The sequence below is a fragment of the Leclercia sp. M-A074-M genome, assembly GCF_965195605.1.
Classification (GTDB): Bacteria; Pseudomonadota; Gammaproteobacteria; order Enterobacterales; family Enterobacteriaceae; genus Enterobacter.
In genome coordinates this window covers 202,299-225,457 of the sequence record NZ_CBDAHM010000006.1, presented here as the reverse complement: position 1 = coordinate 225,457, position 23,159 = coordinate 202,299, and the positions used below count along the sequence as shown (strand labels likewise).

At 56.6% G+C, this 23,159-nt stretch carries 20 protein-coding genes; 9 read left to right on the top strand and 11 right to left on the bottom strand.

All coding sequences use genetic code 11. The features are described from left to right. The first annotated feature begins 266 nt into the window (after positions 1–266). Positions 267–1,700, top strand: coding sequence for a sugar porter family MFS transporter (locus tag ACOKCT_RS14280; protein ID WP_420193613.1), 1,434 nt, complete (start codon positions 267–269; stop codon positions 1,698–1,700). A gap of 78 nt (positions 1,701–1,778) precedes the next feature. Here the strand turns inward: ACOKCT_RS14280 and ACOKCT_RS14275 are convergent, their stop codons facing one another. From ACOKCT_RS14275 to ACOKCT_RS14250, 6 genes are all read right to left on the bottom strand, one after another. Next, the gene (locus ACOKCT_RS14275) at positions 1,779–2,906 is read right to left on the bottom strand and encodes an oligogalacturonate lyase family protein (RefSeq protein ID WP_325941602.1); all 1,128 of its coding nucleotides are present in this window, start codon (positions 2,904–2,906) and stop codon (positions 1,779–1,781) included. Between the two features lie 66 nt (positions 2,907–2,972). Next, complete coding sequence (locus tag ACOKCT_RS14270; protein WP_420193596.1) at positions 2,973–4,262, bottom strand: ABC transporter substrate-binding protein; 1,290 nt, start codon at positions 4,260–4,262, stop codon at positions 2,973–2,975. 13 nt (positions 4,263–4,275) lie between these two features. Beyond that, complete coding sequence (locus tag ACOKCT_RS14265; RefSeq protein ID WP_103176850.1) at positions 4,276–5,403, bottom strand: ABC transporter ATP-binding protein; 1,128 nt, start codon at positions 5,401–5,403, stop codon at positions 4,276–4,278. A gap of 12 nt (positions 5,404–5,415) precedes the next feature. Beyond that, positions 5,416–6,318: a carbohydrate ABC transporter permease gene (locus tag ACOKCT_RS14260; protein WP_420193595.1), complete on the bottom strand. Its 903-nt coding sequence runs from the start codon at positions 6,316–6,318 to the stop codon at positions 5,416–5,418. Continuing rightward, the gene (locus ACOKCT_RS14255; protein ID WP_420193594.1) at positions 6,269–7,201 is read right to left on the bottom strand and encodes a carbohydrate ABC transporter permease; all 933 of its coding nucleotides are present in this window, start codon (positions 7,199–7,201) and stop codon (positions 6,269–6,271) included. The genes ACOKCT_RS14260 and ACOKCT_RS14255 overlap by 50 nt, the downstream gene beginning before the upstream one ends. A 548-nt stretch (positions 7,202–7,749) precedes the next feature. Continuing rightward, positions 7,750–8,073 carry a cupin domain-containing protein gene (locus ACOKCT_RS14250; RefSeq protein ID WP_039029883.1) on the bottom strand — a complete coding sequence of 108 codons (324 nt, stop codon included), beginning with the start codon at positions 8,071–8,073 and terminating at the stop codon, positions 7,750–7,752. A gap of 137 nt (positions 8,074–8,210) precedes the next feature. Between ACOKCT_RS14250 and ACOKCT_RS14245 the strand changes: the two genes are divergently transcribed. Then, positions 8,211–8,903, top strand: coding sequence for an aspartate/glutamate racemase (locus ACOKCT_RS14245; protein ID WP_420193593.1), 693 nt, complete (start codon positions 8,211–8,213; stop codon positions 8,901–8,903). Here ACOKCT_RS14245 and ACOKCT_RS14240 read toward each other — a convergent pair. Beyond that, a complete protein-coding gene (locus tag ACOKCT_RS14240; RefSeq protein ID WP_159339820.1) occupies positions 8,890–9,828 on the bottom strand; it encodes a LysR family transcriptional regulator in 939 nt (312 codons plus the stop codon). The two genes, ACOKCT_RS14245 and ACOKCT_RS14240, sit on opposite strands and share 14 nt — an antisense overlap. Positions 9,829–9,948: 120 nt before the next feature. Here ACOKCT_RS14240 and lysA point away from each other — a divergent pair, with 120 nt between their 5' ends. Next, positions 9,949–11,211, top strand: coding sequence for a diaminopimelate decarboxylase (gene lysA / locus ACOKCT_RS14235; RefSeq protein WP_103176845.1), 1,263 nt, complete (start codon positions 9,949–9,951; stop codon positions 11,209–11,211). Here lysA and ACOKCT_RS14230 read toward each other — a convergent pair. Next, on the bottom strand, positions 11,181–12,218 hold the full coding sequence (locus tag ACOKCT_RS14230; RefSeq protein ID WP_180209068.1) for a LacI family DNA-binding transcriptional regulator: 1,038 nt from the start codon (positions 12,216–12,218) through the stop codon (positions 11,181–11,183). The genes lysA and ACOKCT_RS14230 overlap by 31 nt on opposite strands. Positions 12,219–12,509: 291 nt before the next feature. Here ACOKCT_RS14230 and ACOKCT_RS14225 point away from each other — a divergent pair, with 291 nt between their 5' ends. The 4 genes from ACOKCT_RS14225 (at position 12,510) to ACOKCT_RS14210 (ending at position 16,608) form a co-directional block, all read left to right on the top strand. After that, positions 12,510–13,847 carry a PTS sugar transporter subunit IIC gene (locus ACOKCT_RS14225; RefSeq protein ID WP_420193592.1) on the top strand — a complete coding sequence of 446 codons (1,338 nt, stop codon included), beginning with the start codon at positions 12,510–12,512 and terminating at the stop codon, positions 13,845–13,847. After that, positions 13,844–15,271 carry a glycoside hydrolase family 1 protein gene (locus ACOKCT_RS14220; protein ID WP_420193591.1) on the top strand — a complete coding sequence of 476 codons (1,428 nt, stop codon included), beginning with the start codon at positions 13,844–13,846 and terminating at the stop codon, positions 15,269–15,271. Before ACOKCT_RS14225 ends, ACOKCT_RS14220 begins: the two co-directional genes overlap by 4 nt. A 90-nt stretch (positions 15,272–15,361) precedes the next feature. Beyond that, the gene (locus ACOKCT_RS14215; protein ID WP_103180974.1) at positions 15,362–16,135 is read left to right on the top strand and encodes a GntR family transcriptional regulator; all 774 of its coding nucleotides are present in this window, start codon (positions 15,362–15,364) and stop codon (positions 16,133–16,135) included. Beyond that, positions 16,132–16,608 (top strand): GNAT family N-acetyltransferase, encoded by a 477-nt coding sequence (locus ACOKCT_RS14210; RefSeq protein WP_103180973.1) that lies wholly within the window; start codon positions 16,132–16,134, stop codon positions 16,606–16,608. Before ACOKCT_RS14215 ends, ACOKCT_RS14210 begins: the two co-directional genes overlap by 4 nt. Here ACOKCT_RS14210 and galR read toward each other — a convergent pair. Beyond that, on the bottom strand, positions 16,569–17,585 hold the full coding sequence (galR, locus tag ACOKCT_RS14205) for an HTH-type transcriptional regulator GalR (RefSeq protein WP_103180972.1): 1,017 nt from the start codon (positions 17,583–17,585) through the stop codon (positions 16,569–16,571). The two genes, ACOKCT_RS14210 and galR, sit on opposite strands and share 40 nt — an antisense overlap. A 621-nt stretch (positions 17,586–18,206) precedes the next feature. Between galR and aas the strand changes: the two genes are divergently transcribed. After that, positions 18,207–20,366, top strand: coding sequence for a bifunctional acyl-ACP--phospholipid O-acyltransferase/long-chain-fatty-acid--ACP ligase (gene aas / locus ACOKCT_RS14200; RefSeq protein ID WP_156655184.1), 2,160 nt, complete (start codon positions 18,207–18,209; stop codon positions 20,364–20,366). Continuing rightward, complete coding sequence (gene lplT / locus ACOKCT_RS14195) at positions 20,359–21,552, top strand: lysophospholipid transporter LplT (RefSeq protein ID WP_114388371.1); 1,194 nt, start codon at positions 20,359–20,361, stop codon at positions 21,550–21,552. The genes aas and lplT overlap by 8 nt, the downstream gene beginning before the upstream one ends. Before the next feature lie 159 nt (positions 21,553–21,711). Here the strand turns inward: lplT and ACOKCT_RS14190 are convergent, their stop codons facing one another. Both ACOKCT_RS14190 and ACOKCT_RS14185 read right to left on the bottom strand, forming a co-directional pair. Next, the gene (locus ACOKCT_RS14190) at positions 21,712–22,752 is read right to left on the bottom strand and encodes an NADP(H)-dependent aldo-keto reductase (RefSeq protein WP_159339816.1); all 1,041 of its coding nucleotides are present in this window, start codon (positions 22,750–22,752) and stop codon (positions 21,712–21,714) included. A 116-nt stretch (positions 22,753–22,868) separates the two neighbouring features. Next, positions 22,869–23,087, bottom strand: a complete 219-nt coding sequence (locus ACOKCT_RS14185; protein WP_039029896.1) for a YgdI/YgdR family lipoprotein — start codon at positions 23,085–23,087, stop codon at positions 22,869–22,871. Positions 23,088–23,159 lie beyond the last annotated feature (72 nt).

The following is a 23,159-nucleotide window of genomic DNA, read 5'->3' as shown; positions in this document are numbered from 1 at the left end:
AGGGCGGAGGTTTTTTTTGACCTGGATAAGTCATTGTCCATATAGCAAAAATAGAAAAATCCATAAGCATTTTACGAAAATTGCATGGATCACACATTTAATTTCTATAAATCATTCAGTTAACAAAAATTGAGTAATTTTCAAGCTTGTTTTAAAGTGTAATGTCCATCACAGATCGCACATTGCCAGCTGAAAAATCCATATTTTCACGTTATACGACCTGACACTTCTTCAGGGTTTCTCGTAATTTCGATTAACGTCTTACGCTGTTCAGGCAGGAAAATATGACATCTATAAACGACTCTACCTTTATGCCCCGCGCCCTTCGCGATACCCGAAGGATGAACCTGTTTGTTTCTGTGTCCGCGGCGGTAGCCGGTTTACTGTTTGGGCTGGATATCGGCGTCATTGCCGGTGCGTTACCCTTTATCACCGATCACTTTACGCTCAGCAATCGCCTGCAGGAGTGGGTAGTGAGCAGTATGATGCTGGGCGCAGCCGTAGGGGCGCTATTCAACGGCTGGCTCTCATTCCGCCTGGGCCGAAAATATAGCCTGATGGTGGGAGCCATTCTGTTTGTGGTCGGCTCATTGGGTTCCGCATTTGCCACAGGCGTTGAAGCGTTACTGCTTTCTCGCGTGCTGCTGGGCGTGGCCGTGGGTATTGCCTCCTATACCGCCCCCCTTTATCTGTCAGAGATGGCGAGCGAGGACGTGCGCGGCAAGATGATCAGCATGTACCAGCTGATGGTGACCCTCGGAATTGTGCTGGCCTTTCTTTCTGATACGTATTTCAGCTACAGCGGCAACTGGCGCGCCATGCTGGGTGTACTGGCATTACCGGCAATATTGCTGATTGTGCTGGTGATTTTTTTGCCCAACAGTCCACGGTGGCTGGCGCAAAAAGGGCGACACGTCGAGGCGGAAGAAGTGCTGCGGATGCTGCGCGATACCTCTGAGAAAGCGCGTGAAGAGCTGAACGAGATCCGCGAAAGCCTCAAGCTTAAACAGGGGGGCTGGTCGTTGTTCAGAGTCAACCGCAACGTGCGCCGTGCGGTATTTCTCGGCATGCTGCTGCAGGCGATGCAGCAGTTTACCGGCATGAACATCATCATGTATTACGCGCCACGTATTTTTAAAATGGCCGGATTCACCACCACCGAGCAGCAGATGATCGCCACGCTGGTGGTGGGGCTGACCTTTATGTTTGCCACCTTTATTGCAGTATTTACCGTCGATAAAGCGGGCCGTAAGCCTGCCCTTAAAATTGGTTTCAGCGTGATGGCGCTGGGGACGCTGATTCTGGGCTATTGTCTGATGCAGTTTGATAACGGTACGGCGTCCAGCGGCTTATCCTGGTTGTCCGTGGGTATGACGATGATGTGCATCGCCGGTTACGCGATGAGTGCCGCGCCGGTGGTGTGGATCCTCTGCTCAGAAATTCAGCCCCTGAAATGCCGCGACTTTGGGATCACCTGTTCCACCACCACTAACTGGGTGTCGAACATGATCATTGGCGCCACCTTCCTGACCCTGCTGGATGCGATCGGCGCGGCGGGAACCTTCTGGCTTTATACGGTGCTGAATGTGGCATTTATTGGCATCACCTTCTGGCTGATCCCGGAAACGAAAGGCGTTACCCTGGAGCACATTGAGCGCAAGCTGATGACAGGGGAGAAGTTACGGAATATCGGGGTATAGCAGATTGCCCGGCGGCGCTTCGCTTGCCGGGCATGGGGTTTTGTAGGCCGGGTAAGGCGTAGCCGCCACCCGGCTTTTTTACACCCGGGCGAGGTACAGCGCTGGCATCCCTTCTTCGTCGGAGGTATAGAGCACCCACTGATTATCCGGTGAAAACGACGGATGCGGATGGGTCACCTGGCGGTCGCCGTCGAGCACTTTCCAGCTGGTGTTGTGCTGGCAGATGGCGGTTTGCGTGCCTTTGGCAATATCGAACACCCAGATAAAGGGATCGTTCAGGCTGATATTGCCGGTGTTGTGTGGCGCGCCGTCGCCGACGATCAGCGACCCGTCGTGGTTACTCATCAGATGGGAGCAGGGCGGGATCGCCATCAGCTGGCGATTTTCCAGGGTGGCGGGATCGGCGCTGAACAGATAGCGCTGAGGATCGTTCTCCTTGTGCGCCACGTAATAGAGCGCGGAGCCGTCAGGCACCCAGAACTCGTGGGTAAAACTCTCCCCCTCAGCATGCTGGCGCACCTTGCGCAGATTGCTGCCATCCTCGTTAATCAGCCACATGCGGGCGTCGATCGCATCCCGTGGCCCTTCGTGACAAAACGCCACGGTATTATCGTCAAAAGGACGGTAGATCGGGTGTCCGAGCCAGCGCTTTTCCTGCAAAATCACGCGGCGTTCGCCGGTTTGCAGGTCGATATTGATCAGGCGGCATTCCGGGTGGGTAAAGTAAAACGCGCGGAATTTGCTCCAGTCGGTGAGCGGCTGCCAGTCGCTTTTTTTAATCTCGATACCTACCAGCTTCGTGCAGTCCGAGTTTGCCACCCAGGTACCGTAGGCCACCCAGTCGTCATCGACCTCATAGACCACATACTCCTCCAGACTCCCGAGGTCGACGCGCCGCAGTTCGCGGCTGTTTTTCACATACCACAGCGAGCGATCGTCCGTGGAGAGGAAGCCGCCAAAGGTGTTATCTCCGGCGCCCTCGGTAAGCTGGATCGCCTGCTGCTGCGCAATGTCCAGCAGATAGTAGTTCCAGTGGCCCTCAAAGGCGCCGCCAAAGATGAGCTTGCTGCCATCACGGGTAAAACATTTTTGATAGAAGTAGTTACGGTGACAGATGATGTGCGGGGGCGTCAGGCGGATCACCTCGTGTCCGGTTTCACTGTCCTGACGAGGTCGAAAACGCAGGGGAATGATTTTTCCTTTCATAGTATGTTCCTTCAGATAAAAAAATACCCCACCGCATAACGGTAGGGTATTGATAACGTATGGGAATTAGCGCATTGCGCGTTTCAGGATACGTTCAGCCTGACGCTGGAAGTCAGCGGCTGTCTCTTCAACGGTTTTCTGGCCATAGTCGATGTACTGCAGCGAGGTACCGAACTGTGCCACGATCTGCGGGTCATCAAAGTATGGCGACACAGAGAGTTTCGCTGGCAGAGACTGCGCCAGACGCAGACCCGCAACCGCCGGATCGTCCTCTTTGATAGCGCCGTTTTCGGTCAGGTATTTCACCGCCACTTTGCTCAGCGGTACGCCACGCTCCAGGCCCAGCGTCTCAACACCTTCTTTGCTGTTCAGCAGGAAGTTGATCACTTTCGCGGCCGCTTCCGGGTTCTTGGTCGATTTACCGATAGAGAGCATCTGTGCTGGCTTGAAGAACAGACCCGCATCGGTTGCACCCGGCAGCATTGGGTAGCTGCCCAGCTCCAGCTTCGCTGGTGGCTTCAGGTTGTCGGAATATTTTTTGATGGTAGAGTTCCACATATAGGTGCCGCCCCATTCACCCTCGATCCACGGCTTCATCTCATACATGTTGTTCTTACCGAACGACGCATAGTACTTGGTGTCCGGCATGACATGGCTGTCGATCAGCTTTTTATAGGTCTGGAAGAACTCAACCCACTGCTCTTTGGTGTAGGAGAATTTTTTCGCCTTCTCGTCCACCGCCGGGATGTTGTACTTCTGGATCATGTAGGAGTTCAGCAGCGCCAGGGTATCCTGGTGCTCGAGAATAACCGGGTAGTACTGTTTACCCAGTTTGCTCTCGAAGGCTTTACCCGCCGCCATCAGCTCATCCCAGGTTTTCGGGTATTCGACGCCCGCTTTTTTCCAGGTTTCATCGTTGAAGTAGAAGACGCGCGCGGTCACGGAGATCGGAATACCGTTCAGCTTGCCGTTGACCGTGGTCGACTGCAGCTCTTTTGGATCGAACTGGGACAGATCGATCACATCTTTCATTTTGTTCAGGTCGTAGAAGCCGTCGCCGGTTTTAGAGAAGATCGGCAGCCAGTTCCAGTTAGTCTGCATCACGTCCGGCTCGGTGCCGCCCGCAATCTGCGTGGTCAGACGCGAGAGGTGACCATCCCAGCCGGTGTATTCCGACTTCACGTTAATATCCGGGTGCTGTTTGTGGAACTCTTCCAGGGCTTTCAGCGTGACCTGGTGACGGCCATTGCCGCCCCACCAGGACATACGCAGATCGGTGCTGTCCGCAGCAAAAGTGGGTAGGGCACTCATTCCAAAGGTAGCGGAGATAACGGCGCTTAAAAGCACTTTTTTCATTTTTATAACTCCATTAAAGAGAGATGTTCTGTTCAGTTTTTGCGTCAAAAATATGACACTTATTCATATCAAACTTAAAGTAAACCTTACGGTGAAGGCCCTTGTTGATCATGGGTTTAGCTTCATCGGAAGGAATTCGGGCTGTCAGTTCGTACTCGCCAACTTTCAGGTAAACAAAGAATTCATGGCCCATATTTTCGGCGCGGACCATCTCACCGGTGCAGCAACCTTCAGCGAACGGCTCATCGGAGATAGAGACAAAATCAGGGCGAATGCCGTAGAAAATCTCCTTATCCGCGTGACCGGCCACTTTCTCTTTCAGCTCTGGGCTTAACGGCATGGTCTGGTTGCCGATGGTCAGGGCCAGTTGGCCCTCCTGTTGCACCAGCTTGCTGGCGCGGATGTTCATCTCCGGTGAGCCGATAAAGCCCGCGACGAACATGTTTTTCGGTTTGTGATACAGGTTGTCCGGGGTATCTACCTGCATGATGTGGCCGAGCTTCATCACGCAGATGCGGTCGCCCATGGTCATCGCTTCGGTCTGGTCGTGCGTCACGTAGACGGTGGTCGCCGGTTTGCCGGAAGCCTTCAGCTGCTTGTGCAGATCCGAAATACGGATACGCATCGAGGCACGCAGTTTGGCGTCGAGGTTGGAGAGCGGTTCGTCGAACAGGAACACGTCTGGTTTTTTCACAATCGCGCGGCCGACGGCCACACGCTGCGCCTGACCGCCCGAAAGCTGACGCGGCAGGCGGTCGAGCAGCTCTTCCAGCTCAAGGATTTTTGCCGCTTCGTTCACCTGGGCCTCAATCTGCGCTTTAGGCAGCTTGCTCAGCTTCAGGCCGAAGGCGAGGTTTTCCCGCACGGTCATGTGTGGGTAGAGCGCATAGTTCTGGAACACCATCGCAATCCCGCGCTCTTTTGGCGCGAGGTTGTTAACGATTTTATCGCCGATACGCACTTCACCGCCGCTGATGGTCTCCAGACCGGCCAGCATACGCAGGGTAGTGGACTTCGCGCAGCCGGAAGGGCCGACGATGACCATGAACTCACCTTCAGCGATTGAAAGGTCGATAGCATGTACCGCTTTGAAGCCGTTGGAGTAGACCTTTTCCAGTTTGTTGAAAATCACTTCAGCCATGATATTTCCCTCTTAACCTTTAATTCCGCTGCTGGTTACGCCCTGTACGAAGTAGCGCTGTGCCAGGAAGAAGACAATGATGGATGGCAGAATGGAGATGCTCGCCATTGCCAGAATTTCGTTCCACGGCGCCCCTTCGGTGACGTCGATGGACATTTTCAGAGCCAGTGCAATCGGGTATTTATCCACGCTGTAGACATAAATCAGCGGCCCGATAAAGTCGTTCATTGACCACATGAACTGGAACAGTGCCACGGAGATAATGGCCGGCTTCAGGATTGGCACCACCACGTACCAGAGCACCTGAATGGAGTTACAGCCGTCAATCTGCGCGGCCTCTTCCATGTCACGCGGTACGCCGCGCAGGAACTGGATCAGCATGAAGACGAAGAACCCTTGCGTGGCGAAGGCCAGCGGCAGGTAGAGCGGCATATAGCTGTTCAGCATGCCCATTTCACGGAACATCAGGTACTGCGGGATCAGCAGTACGGTGCTTGGCAGCAACATGGTGGTAATCAGCGTCGCGAACCAGAACTTCTTCCACGGGATCTCGAAGCGGGCAAAGCCGTACGCCACGATGGTGGAGGAGATAATGGTCAGGATCACTTTCGGGATCACATACTTAAAGGTGTTCAGCATGTAATGGCCGAAGTTGTACTCGGTACCGGTTTTCCAGCCGTTTACAAAGCCATCCCAGGTGGCGTGTGCGGGCCACAGGCTGAGGGTGGTAAAGATCTCGTGGTTCGGTTTGAACGACGCCGAGAACATCCACACCAGCGGATAGAGCATCAGCAGGCCAACAAACAGCAGGATCACATAGCGAATGGTGGCGCTAATTTTTTCACGACGCTGGGTACGCGCCACTTCACGCTCTGCGATACTTCTCGCCGTGGAGAGTTGTTGAATACCAGCCATTTTTGCCTCCCTTATCGGCGGAGTAGAAGACCCAGTATTTCGAAGACTTAAAGGCGATAGCGGCAAAGACAGCGACCACCAGGAACAGGATCCAGGCCAGTGCAGCGCCGTAACCCATGTCAAAGTACTTGAATGCGGTATCGTAGATGTAGAGTGAGAACAGGTAGGTGGAGTAGGTTGGTCCACCGCCGGTAATAACATACGGACCGGTAAATTCCTGGAACGCCTGGGTGGTCTGCATAATGAAGTTGAAGAAGATAACCGGCGTGATCAGCGGCACGGTCACTTTCATGAACATCTGCCATTTGGAAGCACCGTCAATCATCGCCGCTTCGTACTGCGACTGCGGCACGTTCTGCAGGGCAGCCAGGAAGATCACCATGGCAGAGCCGAACTGCCAGACGCGCAGCAGGGTCACGGACATCAGCGCCAGTGAGGGTTCGCCCAGCCAGTTCACCGGGTCAAAACCAAATACGCCAATGAAGCTGTTCAGCAGGCCATCAATCGCGAACAGCGCACGCCACAGAACGGCAATCGCAACGGAGCTGCCGAGAATAGACGGAATATAATAAGCGGTACGGAAGAAGCCGATGCCGCGCAGTTTAAAGTTCAGAACAAACGCAATACCCAGCGCAAAGGCCAGCTTTAACGGGATAGTCAAAAATACGTAGGCAAAGGTCACGCCCATGGATTTCCAGAAGAGGGTATCTTCCGTAAACATGTAGCGATAGTTTTCTACGCCGTTAAATACGGGCGGGCTCATCAAATCGTACTCAGTAAAACTGAGGAGGAAAGATGAGACAAAGGGGAAGGCAGTGAAGAGTATCAACCCAATTATGTAGGGTGATATCCAGGCTAGCCCCAGCATCTTGTTTTCATTCATACATACCTACCTGGTAATTAATGGTTTAAAACGGAATCTGCCCGGCTCTGCCCGCTTAACAGCAAGCGAACAGCGGAATGCGTCTGGTGCGAAATTTCACGGCGGTATCTCCTTTTACCTGTTTGTGAGTGCCGGTAATGCCGGGCCTGTCCTGCCCGCTAAGCAATTTTTTAAAACTTATGAACCACCGTTTTCAATTTGTAAAACGTCGTTTTAATTTATTTTATTGTGATTTAAATCCACGTCATTCGATAAATAGTGGAAATGTGATCAAGGTCGAAACAGCGTTTCAATAAGGTGAGATGGGTGGCATTTTTATCGGTAGGCGCGAAAAAATGAGGGTAAAGGATCGGCTAAACGGAAGACTTTACTCAGCTATTCTGGGAATTATTGATGGCAGATACAAACTACTAATATTTGTAGCAAAAATGTAACGCAGGCCTTAAGGTAGCGAGGATATAATTAACTTGTTGAATGATTTTTCGCGAAAATAAAGCGAATTGCACTTAAGCAAAAAAAGGGCGATGCCCGCGCATCGCCTTATTACTTTATTTGAGGAAGTCTTCACGAACCGGCGTGAAGGTATCCAGCAGCGTACCCGGTTTCAGGCAAACGCAGCCGTGCATAATATGCGGCTGTTTATAAAGGGTATCCCCGGCGGTCACCACATGCTTTTCTTCGCCGATGGTAAATTCGAACTCACCGGATAAAACATAGGTCAGCTGCTCGTGGGGATGGTTATGCATTGGGCCAACGGCGCCTTGCTCAAAATTGACCTCTACCGCCATCATTTTGCCATCGTGCGCCAGAATACGGCGCGTCACGCCATTACCCAGATCTTCAAGCTGTGTCTCTTTGTGGAAAATAAACATGCTCATGTCCTGTTATATAGTGAAACATCGTTTCATTTAATTTATCCCAGAGCCAGCTAAAAGGAAATGTCGAACCAGAGAACTGGAAACTCGATCACAAGTTTGCTTCACTGGTTGAAACCGGAAAGGAGAGTAAGATGAAAACGATTGGCCTGTTAGGAGGAATGAGCTGGGAGTCTACCATTCCCTATTATCGTCTGATCAACGAAGGGGTAAAACAGCGCCTGGGGGGATTACACTCGGCCAGCCTGCTGCTGCACAGCGTTGATTTTCATGAAATCGAAGCCTGCCAGTCCAGCGGCGACTGGGAAAAGGCGGGGGAGATCCTGGCAGAGGCAGCACTGGGCTTGCAGGGGGCCGGGGCGCAGGCCATTTTGCTCTGCACCAACACTATGCACAAAGTCGCTGAGCAGATTGAAACCCGCTGTTCCCTGCCGTTCCTGCATATCGCCGATGCCACGGGCCGGGAGATTACCGCGGCGGGCATGAACCGCGTGGCGCTGCTGGGTACGCGCTATACCATGGAGCAGGATTTTTACCGCGGGCGGCTGACGGCGCAGTACGGTATCGAGAGCCTGATCCCGGACGAGGCGGACCGGGCCCGGATCAATCAGATCATCTTTGAAGAGCTGTGTCTCGGCACCTTTAGCGAGGCGTCGCGCCAGTACTACCTGAGTGTGATCCGCAAGCTCGCCGATCGCGGGGCGCAGGGGGTGATCTTTGGCTGCACCGAGATTGGCCTGCTGATCCCGGCGGATAATAGCCCGATCCCGGTGTTTGATACCGCCGCGATCCACGCCGCCGATGCGGTGGAATTTATCCTTTCGTAACGGGCGAGGCTAAAAGCTCTTCCAGCGGGTCGGTGATCGCCGCCAGCCCCTGTTGCAGATGCGCGCTGAAAGCGTCCACCAGCGCTGAGGCCGGGCGGTGCAGCGGGCGGATCAGGCTCACCGTAAACGGCACCGAGAGACTGAAGCGGCGAATAACAATCCCGCTGTCGGCATAATCCAGCGCCGTCAGCGGATTGACCACCGAAATCCCCACCCCCGCGCGCACCATCGCACAGATGGAGGCCGCGCTGTGCGTCTCCACCACCATGCGTCGCTTCACCTGATGCTCGGCAAAAAGCTGGTCCAACAGCTGTCGGTAACTGTCGGTGCGCGACAGGCTGATGTAGTTCTGCCCCTGGAAATCACCCGGCGTCAGCACCGCTTTTGCACCAAGGGGATGGCTGGCGGGCAGGACGCACACCTCATCTAATGACAGCAGCTCGTGACGCGCGGTGCCCGCTGGGGTGGCGAGGGTTTCGGTCAGACCAAGATCGTGGCGCTGAGCCGAGAGCCACTCCTCCAGCAGGGGCGACTCCTGGGGCACGATGGTCAGGTTCACGTCCGGGTAGCGGGCAAGAAACGGCTGTAGCAGGGCGGGTAAAAATGATTGGGAGAAGACCGGCAGGCAGACGACGGAGAGCTCGCCCTGGCGAAACTCGCGCAGGCTGTCGGCGGCGCTGACGATGCGGTCCAGCCCGTACCAGGATCGCTGCACCTCTTCGAAAAGCCGCAGCCCCTGCACCGTAGGGTGTAGCCGCCCGCGGGTGCGCTCGAACAGCGTCAGGCCGATCACCTTCTCGAAGCGCGCCAGCTCGCGGCTCACCGTCGGCTGCGAGGTGTGCAGCAGACGCGCGGCTTCGGTCAGGTTCCCGGCGGTCATCACCGCGTGGAAAATCTCAATATGGCGTAAATTCACAGCGGGCATGGCAGCAACCTGGTTGAAAATAATCCATATCATTTTTGCATAGAGTGGCGATAAAACGATATTTTTTATTCTCTTCGCGCTGTGGCGTAATCAATGAAAATCGATTTTCCGGAGAGCACCATGCCACGCCCGCTGAACAACACCGATACCGATCTCAATGCCGACAATTTGCTGCGCCTGCCCGCCGAGTTTGGCTGCCCTGTCTGGGTCTACGACGCGCAGATCATCCGCGACAAAATTGCCGCCCTGCATCAGTTCGACGTGGTGCGCTTTGCCCAGAAAGCCTGCTCCAACATCCATATTCTGCGCCTGATGCGCGAGCAGGGCGTCAAGGTCGACTCCGTGTCGCTGGGTGAAATCGAGCGTGCGCTGGCGGCGGGATACGATCCGAAGATCGACAGCGATGCGATTGTCTTTACCGCTGATCTGATCGACAGCGCCACGCTTGCCCGGGTGCATGAGCTGCAGATCCCGGTCAATGCCGGTTCCGTGGACATGCTGGAGCAGCTCGGTCAGGTGTCGCCGGGCCACCGCGTCTGGCTGCGGGTTAACCCGGGCTTTGGTCACGGCCACAGCCAGAAGACCAACACCGGCGGCGAAAACAGCAAACATGGCATCTGGTACAGCGATCTCCCTGCGGCACTGACCGTACTGCAACGCTATAACCTGAAGCTGGTGGGCATTCATATGCATATCGGCTCCGGCGTGGACTACGGCCATCTCGAGCAGGTGTGCGGCGCCATGGTGCGCCAGGTGATTGAGTTTGGTCAGGATCTGGAGGCGATCTCTGCGGGCGGCGGGCTGTCGATCCCCTATCGCGAAGGGGAAGAGGCGATCGATACCGATCACTACTACGGCCTCTGGAATGGCGCGCGGGATAAAATCGCCGCGCATCTGGGCCACGCGGTAAAACTTGAGATCGAGCCGGGGCGTTTCCTTGTCGCCGAGTCGGGCGTTCTGGTATCGCAGGTGCGCAGCGTGAAGGCGATGGGTAGCCGTCATTTCGTACTGATTGACGCAGGCTTCAACGATCTGATGCGCCCGGCCATGTACGGCAGCTATCACCACATTTCGGCGCTGGCTGCCGATGGCCGCGACTTATCTCAGGCCAATCTCGTGGAGACGGTGGTGGCCGGGCCGCTGTGCGAATCCGGAGATGTGTTTACCCAGCTGGAGGGCGGAAAAGTGGAAACCCGCGCGCTGCCGCCGGTCGTGCCGGGGGATTATCTGGTGCTGCACGATACCGGTGCATACGGCGCGTCTATGTCATCTAACTACAACAGCCGCCCGCTACTGCCGGAAGTGCTGTTCGATAAGGGCGCGGCGCGCCTGATCCGCCGCCGCCAGACCATTCAGGAACTGCTCGCCCTCGAACTGTTCTGATCGCACCAGGGTCCCGTCGCCACCGAATCGCGTAACACCAGCGTGCCGGTGAAGGGCGGGATCGCTTCGATCGGCTCGTTTTTGACCAGCCGGATGGCCTGATCGATAGCGGTAGTGATCATGTTGTCGATGGGCAGGTAGACGGTAGAAAGCCCCGGCTCCAGCCACTTCGCACACGGAGCGTCATCGAAGCCGAACAACGACACATCCTCTGGAATGCGCAGCCCGGCCTGGTGCAGCGCCTTCGACGAGCCCAGCGCCATATCGTCGTTACAGGCAAACAGGGCGCTGAACACCACCTTCTCATTCAGCAGCTCCTGACACAGCTCGTATCCGCGCGTCATCCCCGAATCGCCATACTTCACCCGGCTCTCATCCCAGGGAATGCCGTGCTTCTCCAGCGCCTTGCGATAGCCCGTCAGCCGCGCCTTGCCGGTAGGGGTGTGGATCGGCACGGTTATGCAGGCGATCTCCCGGTGCCCCTGGCTTATCAGGTACTCCACCGCGTTGAAGGCCGCCTCCTGCTGCTCGAAGAAAACGCAGCGCTCCCGCGCCTGGCTGACGTCACGGTTGATTACAATAAGCGGCATCTGCACGCTGTTGATGAGCTTCATGATCGCTTTTTCGCTCATGTAGCGGGTGTAGAGCACGATGGCATCGCACTGGCGATCGGCCAGCATCTGCACCGCTTCTTCTTCCCGCTCAGGGGTGTCGTGACCGTCGGTGACAATCAGCTGCTTCCCGTGCGTTTCGGTCTGTCTTGAGGCCTGTTGCAGCAGACGACCAAAGTAAAAACCGTCAAAGGTTGAGACCACCAGACCAATGCTGTTGCTGGTCCGGTTCGCCAGCGATCGCGCCAGGAAATTGGGGCGATAGCCCAGCTCTTCCATCGCGTTAAAAACCTGCTGACGGGTGCTCTCTTTTACCTGACCTGTGCCGTTCAGTACGCGCGACACGGTGGCTTTCGACACGCCCGCACGCAGTGAGACATCCAGCATTGTTGCCATTCGTTATTCCTGCTTCCACGTTATGCACGGAAGTTTATCACAGACGTTCAGGGGCATAAGCCGGGCGGGAGGGTGAAACCCCCACCACGATCACGCTTTCTGGCAACAGATGAGGGAGTAACGACAAGTGGCATACCAAAGTGGTGATAATTCATACTCCGGGATACCTCTGGCGGCGTTGGGAGCTTAATCACAGAACAAATCTTCACCAGAAGCTATTTTTGGTATGCCAATAGAAGCCGGCTGAACACCTAAATCCCAATAAAGGCCCTTTTACTGAGGTATTACCCCATGGCATTACAGGAAAAACTGATCAACTCTCTGGGCAGTTTCGCCACGAAGTTCAACAGTTATCGCTATATCATGGCGATAAAGTCCGCCTTCATCACCCTGATGCCGGTCATCATTGTTGGCGCATTTTCGGTGCTGATATCCAACATGGTGCTGGATCCGAAAAACGGCTTAGCCAGCTTTCAGCCGCTTTCGTTTCTCGCCACGCTGAAACCGATCACCAGCGCCCTGAACTACGCCACGCTCAACTTCCTCAATATCGGGGCCGTGTTCCTGATCGGCATTGAGCTGGGGCGCATCAACGGTATTAAGTCGTTGTTCCCGGGGCTGCTGGCGGTGATCTGCTTTATCTGCGTCACTCCGACTACCGTTGAGATGATGGTCGATGGCGAAATGCACATGGTAAAAGATGTGCTCCTGCGCCAGTTCTCGGATACCCGTAGCCTCTTCCTCGGCATGTTTATCGCCATCCTGTCGGTGGAGATCTACTGCTGGCTGGAGGGGCGTCCGGGATTGAAAATCAGGATGCCGGACACCGTGCCGCCAAACGTCTCGGCCTCGTTCTCGGCCCTGATCCCGGCGATCATCACCACCACCACCATCGCCACCTTCGGCTTTGTCTTCCATCAGCTCACCGGCATGTACCTCTACGATGCGGTATACCAGGTGGTGCAGCAGCCGCTTGAGCGGGTGGTGCAAAGCCTGCCGGGGATCCTGCTGTTGATGTTCGTGGCCCAGCTCTTCTGGGTGATAGGGATCCACGGCAATCAGATGATCAAGCCGATCCGCGAGCCGCTGCTGCTGGGGGCGATCACCGTCAACATGAGCGCCTTTGAGCAGGGCAAAGAGATCCCGAACATCATCACCATGCCGTTCTGGGATGTCTATATGAGCATCGGCGGCTCGGGTCTGACCATCGGTCTGCTCATCGCCGTGATGATCGGCACCAAACGCAAAGAGATGAAGGAGATCGCCAAGCTCTCCATCGGCCCGGGGATCTTTAACATCAACGAGCCGGTGATCTTCGGTATGCCAATCATGCTCAACCCGATTCTGGCGATCCCGTTCATCATCACCCCGCTGGTGACCGGCACCATCGGCTACTTCGCCACCGTCACTGGTTTTGCCGGCAAAGCGGTCGTGATGGTGCCCTGGACTACGCCGCCGCTGATCAACGCCTGGCTCTCTACCGCCGGGTCGATGGGCGCGGTCGTAACCCAACTGGTCTGTATTATCACCGCCGTGCTGATCTATCTGCCGTTTGTGAAGATCGCCTCACGCCGGGCAGAGCAGGCCGCGCAACAGGCCGCGAACCAGGAGGCGACGAATAACGCATGAGCATTAAACAGATGATTATCCCCGAGGGGTTTATCCTTGGGGCCGCGGCCTCCGCCTGGCAAACCGAGGGCTGGAGCGGCAAAAAAGCCGGGCAGGATTCCTGGATCGATCTCTGGTACAAAAACGATCGTCAGGTGTGGCACAACGGCTACGGCCCGGCGGTGGCGACCGACTTTATTAACCGCTTCCGGGAAGATGTGGCGCTCATGAAGCAGGCGGGGCTGACCCACTACCGCACCTCCATCAACTGGTCGCGTTTTCTCACCGACTACGAAAATGCCACAGTGGACGAGGAGTACGCCGCCTGGTACGACGCCCTGTTCACCGAGATGCATCGTCAGGGCATTGAGCCGATGATCTGCCTCGAACACTACGAGCTGCCGGGTACGTTGCTGGAAACCTACGGCGGCTGGGCGTCGAAGCATGTGGTCGAGCTGTTCACCCGCTATGCTGAAAAGGTCTTTGCCCGCTATCACCACGTGGTGAAGCGCTGGTTTACCTTCAACGAGCCGATAGTGGTGCAGACCCGGGTATACCTCGACGCCCTGCGCTGGCCCTATGAGCAGAACACCCATACCTGGATGCAGTGGAACCACCACAAAGTGCTGGCGACGGCGAAGGTGGTGAAGCTGTTCCGCGAAAAAGGCTACAGCGGCAGCGTAGGCTGTATCCTCAACCCGGAAGTGACTTATCCCCGCTCCCGGGCCGCCCACGACATCAAGGCCGCGGAGATCTACGATCTGTTTTACAACCGGGTATTCCTCGATCCGCTGGTGCATGGGCGTTATCCCCAGGAACTCTTCACCCTGCTGGAAAAACATCAGGTGCGGTGGGAGTACAACGATGACGAACTGGCCCTGATTGCGGAGAACACCGTCGATGAGCTGGGGATCAACCTCTATTACCCGCATCGGGTGAAGGCGCCGTCCCGGGCCTGGCACCCCGAGACGCCGTTCCATCCGGCATACTACTACGAGCCGTTTGACCTGCCGGGGCGAAGGATGAACCCCTCCCGCGGCTGGGAGATCGCCCCGCGCATCATCTACGACATGGCGATGCGCATCAAAAACGACTACCGCAATATCGACTGGTTCGTGGCCGAAAGCGGGATGGGGGTGGAAAACGAAGGCCAGTACCGTAACCGCGATGGCATCATCGAGGACAGCTACCGCATCAACTTCATCAGCGAGCACCTTTATTACACGCTGCTGGCGCGGGAGGAGGGAGCCAACTGCCACGGCTACATGCTGTGGGCCTTCACCGATAACGTCTCGCCGATGAACGCCTTTAAAAACCGCTACGGCCTGATTGAGATCGATCTGGCGGACAACCGCGCCCGACGCCCCAAAAAATCGGCCAGCTGGTTCCGGCAACTGCGCGATAAGCGCGTGCTGACCCTGACCATTGATGATGAATGGAAGTAGGCGAAGAGTGCGACGCTTCTGGTAACATAGGGCACAAACTGGCCGGGAAGCTGCCCGGCCCGCGCATTAACTCTCAGTACAGGTGATAACGTGGATAAGGCTGTCGTCCCGGCGGAAAAGAAGCAGTACCAGGAGATTGGCGAGGATTTACGCGCCCAGATCGTCCAGGGGCACTATCCCGTGGGCTCACGTCTGCCGCCGGAGCGCAACATTGCGGAAACCTACGGCGTCAGCCGTACCATCGTGCGGGAGGCGCTGCTGATGCTGGAGCTACAGGGCACCGTGGATATTCGTCAGGGTTCCGGCGTCTACGTGATGCGCATTCCTGAAGAGCATGAGAACGAGGAAGAGCGCTTCTTTCACAGCGACGTCGGCCCGTTCGAGATTTTGCAGGCGCGCCAGCTGCTTGAGAGTAACATTGCCGCCTTTGCTGCGAAGATGGCGACCCGGGCGGACATCGATAACCTGCGCCGCATCATCGAGCAAGAGCAGCGGGCGATTGCCGCCAACGATAACAGCCAGGACAACAACAAGATGTTCCATCTGGTGCTGGCGGGGGCAACGCAGAATCAGATGCTGCTGGCCACCGTCGAAAGCATCTGGCATCACATGGACAGTAGCCCGCTCTGGCAACAGTTCAACGCCCATATCGCCAGTCGGGCGTATCGCCTGAAGTGGCTGGGCGACAGACAAACCATCCTCGCCGCCCTGCGCCGTCGCGACGTCATGGGCGCCTGGCAGGCCATGTTTCAGCATCTGGAAAATGTCAAAAAGAGCCTGCTGGAACTCTCCGACGAGGATGCCCCGGACTTTGACGGCTATCTGTTTGATTCGGTTTCCCTTTTCCAGGGGAAGCTGATGTGATTATTCAACCGCTGTACGCGGCTCCGCAACATGCGGAGCAGGTGATTGACTGGCTGTGGCAGGCCTTTGGTGACGGTGTGCCTCGGACGTTTTTTACAAGCGTCGTGACCCACAGCCAGACCCCCGGTGCGCTGCCGCTCACCTTTATTGCTACCGAAGGGAAACGCCTGCTCGGCACGGTGGGGTTATGGCGCTGCGACCTGATTACCCGTCAGGATCTCCATCCCTGGCTGGCGGCGCTGTATGTGGACGACGCGGCGCGCGGACAGGGACTGGCGGGGAAATTACAGCAGCATGTTCAGCGCTACGCCGCAGAGAGCGGCTTTAGCGAACTGCATCTCTGGTCTGCCTGCCGCGATTTTTATGAGCGCTACGGCTGGCACTATATCGGCGACGGACTGGAATACCCGGACAAAACCGTCCACCTCTACCGCTACTCGCTGGCGGACTCTGCCGGCGGCACAACGGAGTGACGGCGCACCAGCGTCGGGCTAAACAGGTGGGTGATCTCCGGCGGCTGGCGTTTATCCGCCAGTGACAGCGCCAACTCCGCCGCCTGCGTCGCCATGGTGACGATAGGGTAGCGCACCGTGGTCAGGCGCGGTCGCACATAGCGGGAGATCAGAATGTCATCGAAGCCAATCAGCGAAATATCTCCCGGCACGTCAATGCCGTTATCGTTCAGCACCCCCATCGCCCCGGCGGCCATCGAGTCGTTGTAACAGGCGATCGCCGTAAAGTTACGCCCGCGTCCCAGCAGCTCGGTCATCGCCTGCTCGCCGCCGCGCTCGTCAGGTTCACCATAAGTGACCAGGCGATCGTTGCAGGGCAGGTCGTTCTCGCGCAGCGCATCGTAATAACCCTGCAGCCGATCTTCGGCGTCGGAGATGGGGTGGTTGGAGCAAAGATAGCCAATACGGGTATGTCCCTGCTGGATCAGATGGCGGGTGGCAAGCCAGGCGCCGTAGCGATCGTCCAGCGCCACGCAGCGCTGCTCATAGCCGGGAATAATGCGGTTCACAATCACCATGCCGGGGATCTGCTTCATCAGATGCACCAGCTCCTCATCCGGCAGCTTTTTGGCATGCACCACCAGCGCCGCGCAGCGATGGCGGATCAGCTGCTCAATCGCCTGACGCTCTTTCTGCTCGTTGTGGTAGCCATTGCCGATCAGCAGAAAGTTGCCGGTCTGGTAGGCGACCTGCTCGACAGCTTTGACCATCGCGCCGAAAAAGGGATCGGAGACATCGCCCACCACCAGCCCGACGGTATCGGTGGACTGCTGAGCCAGCGCGCGGGCGTTGGCGTTGGGGTGATAGTTCAGGGATTCCATGGCAGTCAGCACGGCCTGGCGGGAGGTTTCACTGGCTTTTGGGGAGTTGTTTATCACACGTGAAACCGTGGCGACGGAAACACCCGCCAGTCGGGCCACATCCTTTATTGTCGCCATTCTCTACCTTCTTGTTAGGGTAAGCGTTTACACACTCAATAGTGTTGCGGAAAAGTGAGGTGTATTCAAGCGTAGGGCGGTGAGGCAATTCACAAAGGTGAGAAACGCTGGCGGAAACGGTGTAATCGTTACACAGCGAAGCGTGACAGAAGAGGGTGAATTTGAATCTTTGGTTACACTTTGCCTCAGGCTGTTGCGATTGTCTGCTGGCAGGGGTTTGGGCCGCGTTGCTACATTTGAGATCCCAGAGGTATTGATAGGTGAAGTTGACCCCGGGTTAACTGACACGCTTTACACCAGCCTGCGTTCTTACGCAGGTTTTTTTTGCTTGTTGTTCAACATGTAACAGCTATCGATAAAATTCACACCTGGTTGCACTTCGGCTCATTCCCTTGCTTTTTTGCGCTGGTGAAGTGGATTGCCCGGCGCCACAATCAAGATCCCAGAGGTATTGATTGGTGAGAATTCTTAGTACGTACTGCGTACTCATCTCTTGCACCAACCTGCGCAGATGCGCAGGTTTTTTTTTGTCTCTATCCGGTTGTCGCTCCCACCGCACTTCTCGTGTAATCTGCCACAATTTACCGTAACCCGGCTAATTGAAAGGCAAAGGGAGTTGAAATGTTATTTGGGTTTTTCCGCACGCTGTTTCGTATCCTCTTTCGCGTCCGTCTGACTGGCGACACCCAGGCTCTGCACGCAGAACGCGTTATTATTACCCCCAATCATGTCTCTTTTATTGACGGCATTCTGCTGGCGCTGTTTTTACCTGTGCGCCCGGTCTTTGCGGTCTACACCTCCATCAGCCAGCAGTGGTACATGCGCTGGCTGTCGAGCGTGATTGAGTTCGTTCCGCTCGATCCCACCAAACCGATGATGATCAAACATCTGGTGCGACTGATCGGGCAGGGACGCCCGGTGGTGATCTTTCCGGAAGGGCGCATCTCCATCACCGGCTCGCTGATGAAAATTTATGACGGCGCGGGCTTTGTGGCAGCGAAATCGGGCGCCACTGTGGTGCCGGTGCGCATTGAAGGCGCAGAACTCACCTTTTTCAGCCGCCTGAAAGGGCTGGTGAAGCAGCGCCTGTTCCCGCGTATTACCCTGCATCTGCTGCCGCCAACCACCTTGCCGATGCCCGATGCATCCCGCGCCCGCGACCGACGTAAGATCGCCGGGGAGATGCTGCATCAGATCATGATGGAAGCCCGGATGGCGGTGCGTCCGCGTGAAACGCTGTATGAGTCGCTGCTGACGGCGATGTACCGTTATGGCGCGAAGAAAAACTGTATCGATGACATTAATTTTGCGCCTGATACTTATCGCAAGCTGCTGACCAAGACGCTGTTTGTCGGCCGAATTCTTGAGAAATACAGCCAGCAAGGGGAGAAGATTGGCCTGATGCTGCCGAACGCCGGGATCAGCGCGGCGGTGATCTTTGGCGCCGTCTCCCGTGGCCGTGTCCCGGCCATGCTCAACTACACCGCAGGGGTGAAAGGGCTCAGCAGCGCTTTCACCGCCGCGCAGATCAACACCGTCTTCACCTCACGCACGTTTCTTGATAAAGGCAAACTCTGGCATCTGCCGGAGCAGCTTACTCAGGTACGCTGGGTCTTTCTGGAAGATCTTAAGGCGGAAGTCACCCTCGGCGATAAGCTGTGGATCTTTGCTCACCTGCTGATGCCGCACCTGGCGCAGGTAAAACAGCAGCCGGAAGATGCCGCCGTGATCCTCTTTACCTCCGGCTCGGAGGGGAACCCGAAAGGGGTGGTTCATAGCCATAAAAGCCTGCTGGCTAACGTCGAGCAGATAAAGACCATCGCCGACTTTACCGCCCGGGATCGCTTTATGTCGGCGCTGCCGCTGTTTCACTCCTTTGGCCTGACGGTGGGACTGTTTACGCCGCTGCTGACCGGTGCCGAAGTGTTCCTCTACCCGAGCCCGCTGCACTATCGCATCGTACCGGAACTGACCTATGACCGTAACTGTACGGTGATCTTCGGCACCTCGACCTTCCTCGGCAACTACGCCCGCTTTGCCAATCCGTATGATTTCCATCGCGTGCGCTACGTGGTAGCCGGAGCGGAAAAATTGCAGGAGAGCACCCGCCAGCTGTGGCAGGATAAATTTGGCCTGCGCATTCTGGAGGGCTACGGCGTCACAGAGTGCGCGCCGGTGGTCTCTATTAACGTGCCGATGGCGGCCAAACCGGGAACGGTAGGACGCATTCTGCCGGGAATGGATGCCCGTCTGCTTGCTGTGCCGGGCATTGAAGAGGGCGGACGTCTGCAGCTGAAAGGGCCGAACATCATGAACGGCTATCTGCGGGTCGAAAATCCGGGCGTGCTGGAAGCGCCAACGGCTGAAAACGCCAACGGCGAGGTGGAGACCGGCTGGTACGACACCGGCGATATCGTGCGCTTCGATGACCAGGGCTACGTGCAGATCCAGGGGCGGGCGAAGCGCTTCGCCAAAATCGCCGGTGAAATGGTCTCGCTGGAGATGGTGGAGCAGCTGGCGCTGGGGGTATCCCCTGACAAAATGCACGCCACCGCGGTGAAGGCCGACGCCAGTAAAGGTGAAGCCCTGGTGCTCTTTACTACCGACAGCGAGCTGAAACGCGAGCGACTTCTGCAACAGGCGCGCGAACATGGCATCCCTGAGCTGGCCGTGCCGCGTGATATTCGTTATCTCAAGCAACTTCCGGTGCTGGGCAGTGGTAAGCCGGATTTTGTCACCCTGAAAGGCATGGTTGAACAGGCGGAGCCGCATGATGAGTGAGTCAGTACCCACTAACACATCCATCTGGTCGAAAGGGATGATGGCGGTTATCGCCGCCCAGTTTCTCTCTGCCTTTGGTGATAACGCACTGCTGTTTGCCACTCTGGCGCTGCTCAAATCCCAGTTTTACCCGGACTGGAGCCAGCCGATCCTGCAGATGGTGTTTGTGGGCGCTTACATCATTTTTGCCCCTTTTGTCGGCCAGGTGGCGGACAGCTTCGCCAAAGGGCGGGTGATGATGTTTGCCAACAGCCTGAAACTGCTGGGAGCGGCGAGTATCTGCTTTGGCGTCAATCCGTTTGTAGGCTATACGCTGGTGGGCGTCGGGGCGGCAGCCTACTCCCCGGCTAAATATGGCATTCTCGGTGAACTCACCACTGGCGATAAGCTGGTGAAAGCCAACGGGCTGATGGAGGCCTCCACCATTGCGGCGATCCTGCTGGGCTCGGTAGCCGGTGGCGTACTGGCCGACTGGCACGTGCTGGCGGCGCTGGGGGTTTGTGCCGTGGTGTATGGCGGGGCGGTGATTGCCAACCTGTTTATCCCGAAACTGCCGGCGGCGCGTCCGGGGCAGTCCTGGCGCTTTACGCCGATGACCGCCAGCTTCTTTAACGCCTGTCGCGTGCTGTGGCGTAACGGCGAAACCCGTTTCTCGCTAATGGGCACCAGCATGTTCTGGGGTGCAGGGGTGACGCTGCGCTTCCTGCTGGTGCTCTGGGTGCCGACGGCGCTGGGCATCACCGATAACGCCACGCCGACCTATCTCAACGCCATGGTAGCGGTGGGGATCGTGCTGGGCGCGGGGGCCGCGGCGAAGCTGGTTACGCTGCAAACCGTTGCCCGCTGCATGCCTGCCGGGGTCCTGATCGGTCTGGTGGTGTTGATCTTCGCCCTGCAACATGCGCTGTTGCCTTCCTATGCGCTGCTCTTCCTGATGGGGATCTGCGGGGGCTTCTTTGTGGTGCCGCTGAACGCGCTGCTCCAGGAGCGCGGGAAGCATACCGTCGGCGCGGGAAATGCCATCGCGGTGCAGAATCTCGGCGAAAACGCCGCCATGCTGCTGATGCTCGGCCTTTACTCGCTGGCGGTGAAGGTGGGCGTACCTGTGGTGGGCATTGGCGTCGGGTTTGGCGGGCTGTTTGCGGTGGCGATAGCGGCGCTGTGGGTGTGGCAGCGTCGGCGGTGATGTGGTGGCGGCTACGAAATCCGCCTTTGTCCTTGTAGGCCCGGCAAGCGAAGCGCCGCCGGGCAACCATGCGACACCGGAGCGACTTGTCGAATGGCGGCTTCGCCTTACCCGACCTGTGAAACTAAAAAGGCAACTGTCGTTGCCTTTTTGCGTTTATTACGGTGCCGGATAGGTATATACCTGATGCACCGCCTCAATCTCCGCTAACACCTCTTCGCTCAACTCCAGATGGAAGCTTTCGATATTCGTTTTCAGCTGCTCCATGGTGGTCGCGCCCAGCAGGGTGCTGGCCACAAACGGCTGACGGCGCACAAAGGCCAGCGCCATCTGCGCCGGATCGAGCCCGTAACGTCTGGCGATATCGACATAGGCCGCCACCGCTTTTTGCGTCTGCTCGCCGCTGTACCGGGTAAAGCGGCTGAACAGGGTATTACGCGCTCCCGCCGGTTTTGCGCCGTTAAGATACTTACCGGTCAGCGTACCAAAGCCCAGGCAGGAGTACGCCAGCAGCTCAACGCCTTCATACTGGCTCACCTCCGCCAGACCCACTTCGTAGCTGCGGTTCAGCAGGCTGTATGGGTTCTGAATGGTCACGATACGCGGCAGGTCGTGCTTGTCTGCCAGGTGCAGATAACGCATCACGCCGAACGCCGTTTCGTTAGAGACGCCAATGTAGCGGATTTTGCCTGCGCGCTGGCACTCGGTTAACGCTTCCAGGGTTTCCAGCAGCGTGACAACGGGCGCACTGTCGCTCCAGCTATAGCCCAGTTTGCCAAAGCAGTTTGTTGCGCGCTGCGGCCAGTGAACCTGATAGAGATCGAGATAATCGGTCTGCAGACGCGTCAGGCTGGCGTCCAGCGCGGCGCGGATGTTTTTACGATCGAGGACCTGATTCGGGCGAATGCCGCTATCGTTATTGCGGGAGGGACCGCTGACCTTGGAGGCGACAATCAGCTTTTCGCGATTACCGCGCTTTGCCAGCCAGTTGCCGACGTAGGTTTCAGTTAAGCCCTGTGTTTCAGGACGCGGCGGCACCGGGTACATTTCCGCGACATCAATCAGGTTAATGCCCTGGCTGACGGCGTAATCGAGTTGTGCATGGGCATCGGCTTCGCTATTTTGTTCACCAAATGTCATCGTGCCCAACCCCAGTTGGCTTATCTCAAGAGCGCTATGGGGGATACGGTGATAATGCATAGCCGGCTTCCTTATTTGACATGTTATCTGCGTCAGGAAACTCCCGACAAAGGACTATAAACATGACAGAGGGGAAGAGAAAAATCAAAAGGCCAGCAAGCCGCTGACCTTTACTATTATCTTTCTATAATCTGTGAAACTTCGTCGCGGTTAATCTGCATATTGTTACCCTGCTGATCGCGGTAGCTGACCAGCCCGGTATCATCGTCGACTTCGGGTTTGCCGTCGGTCAGAATCATACGACCATCTTTGGTCGCCATGACGTAGTCGCTGCTACAACCAGAAACGGCAAACGCTAAACCAACTGCCGAGATTATCACTGCCCATTTCTTCATTCTTGTTACCTCCGCCTGGCTCGTGTTAGTTATCAGTGTAGTAATAACTCTGCCGTTGTTTTTCTGAAAGTG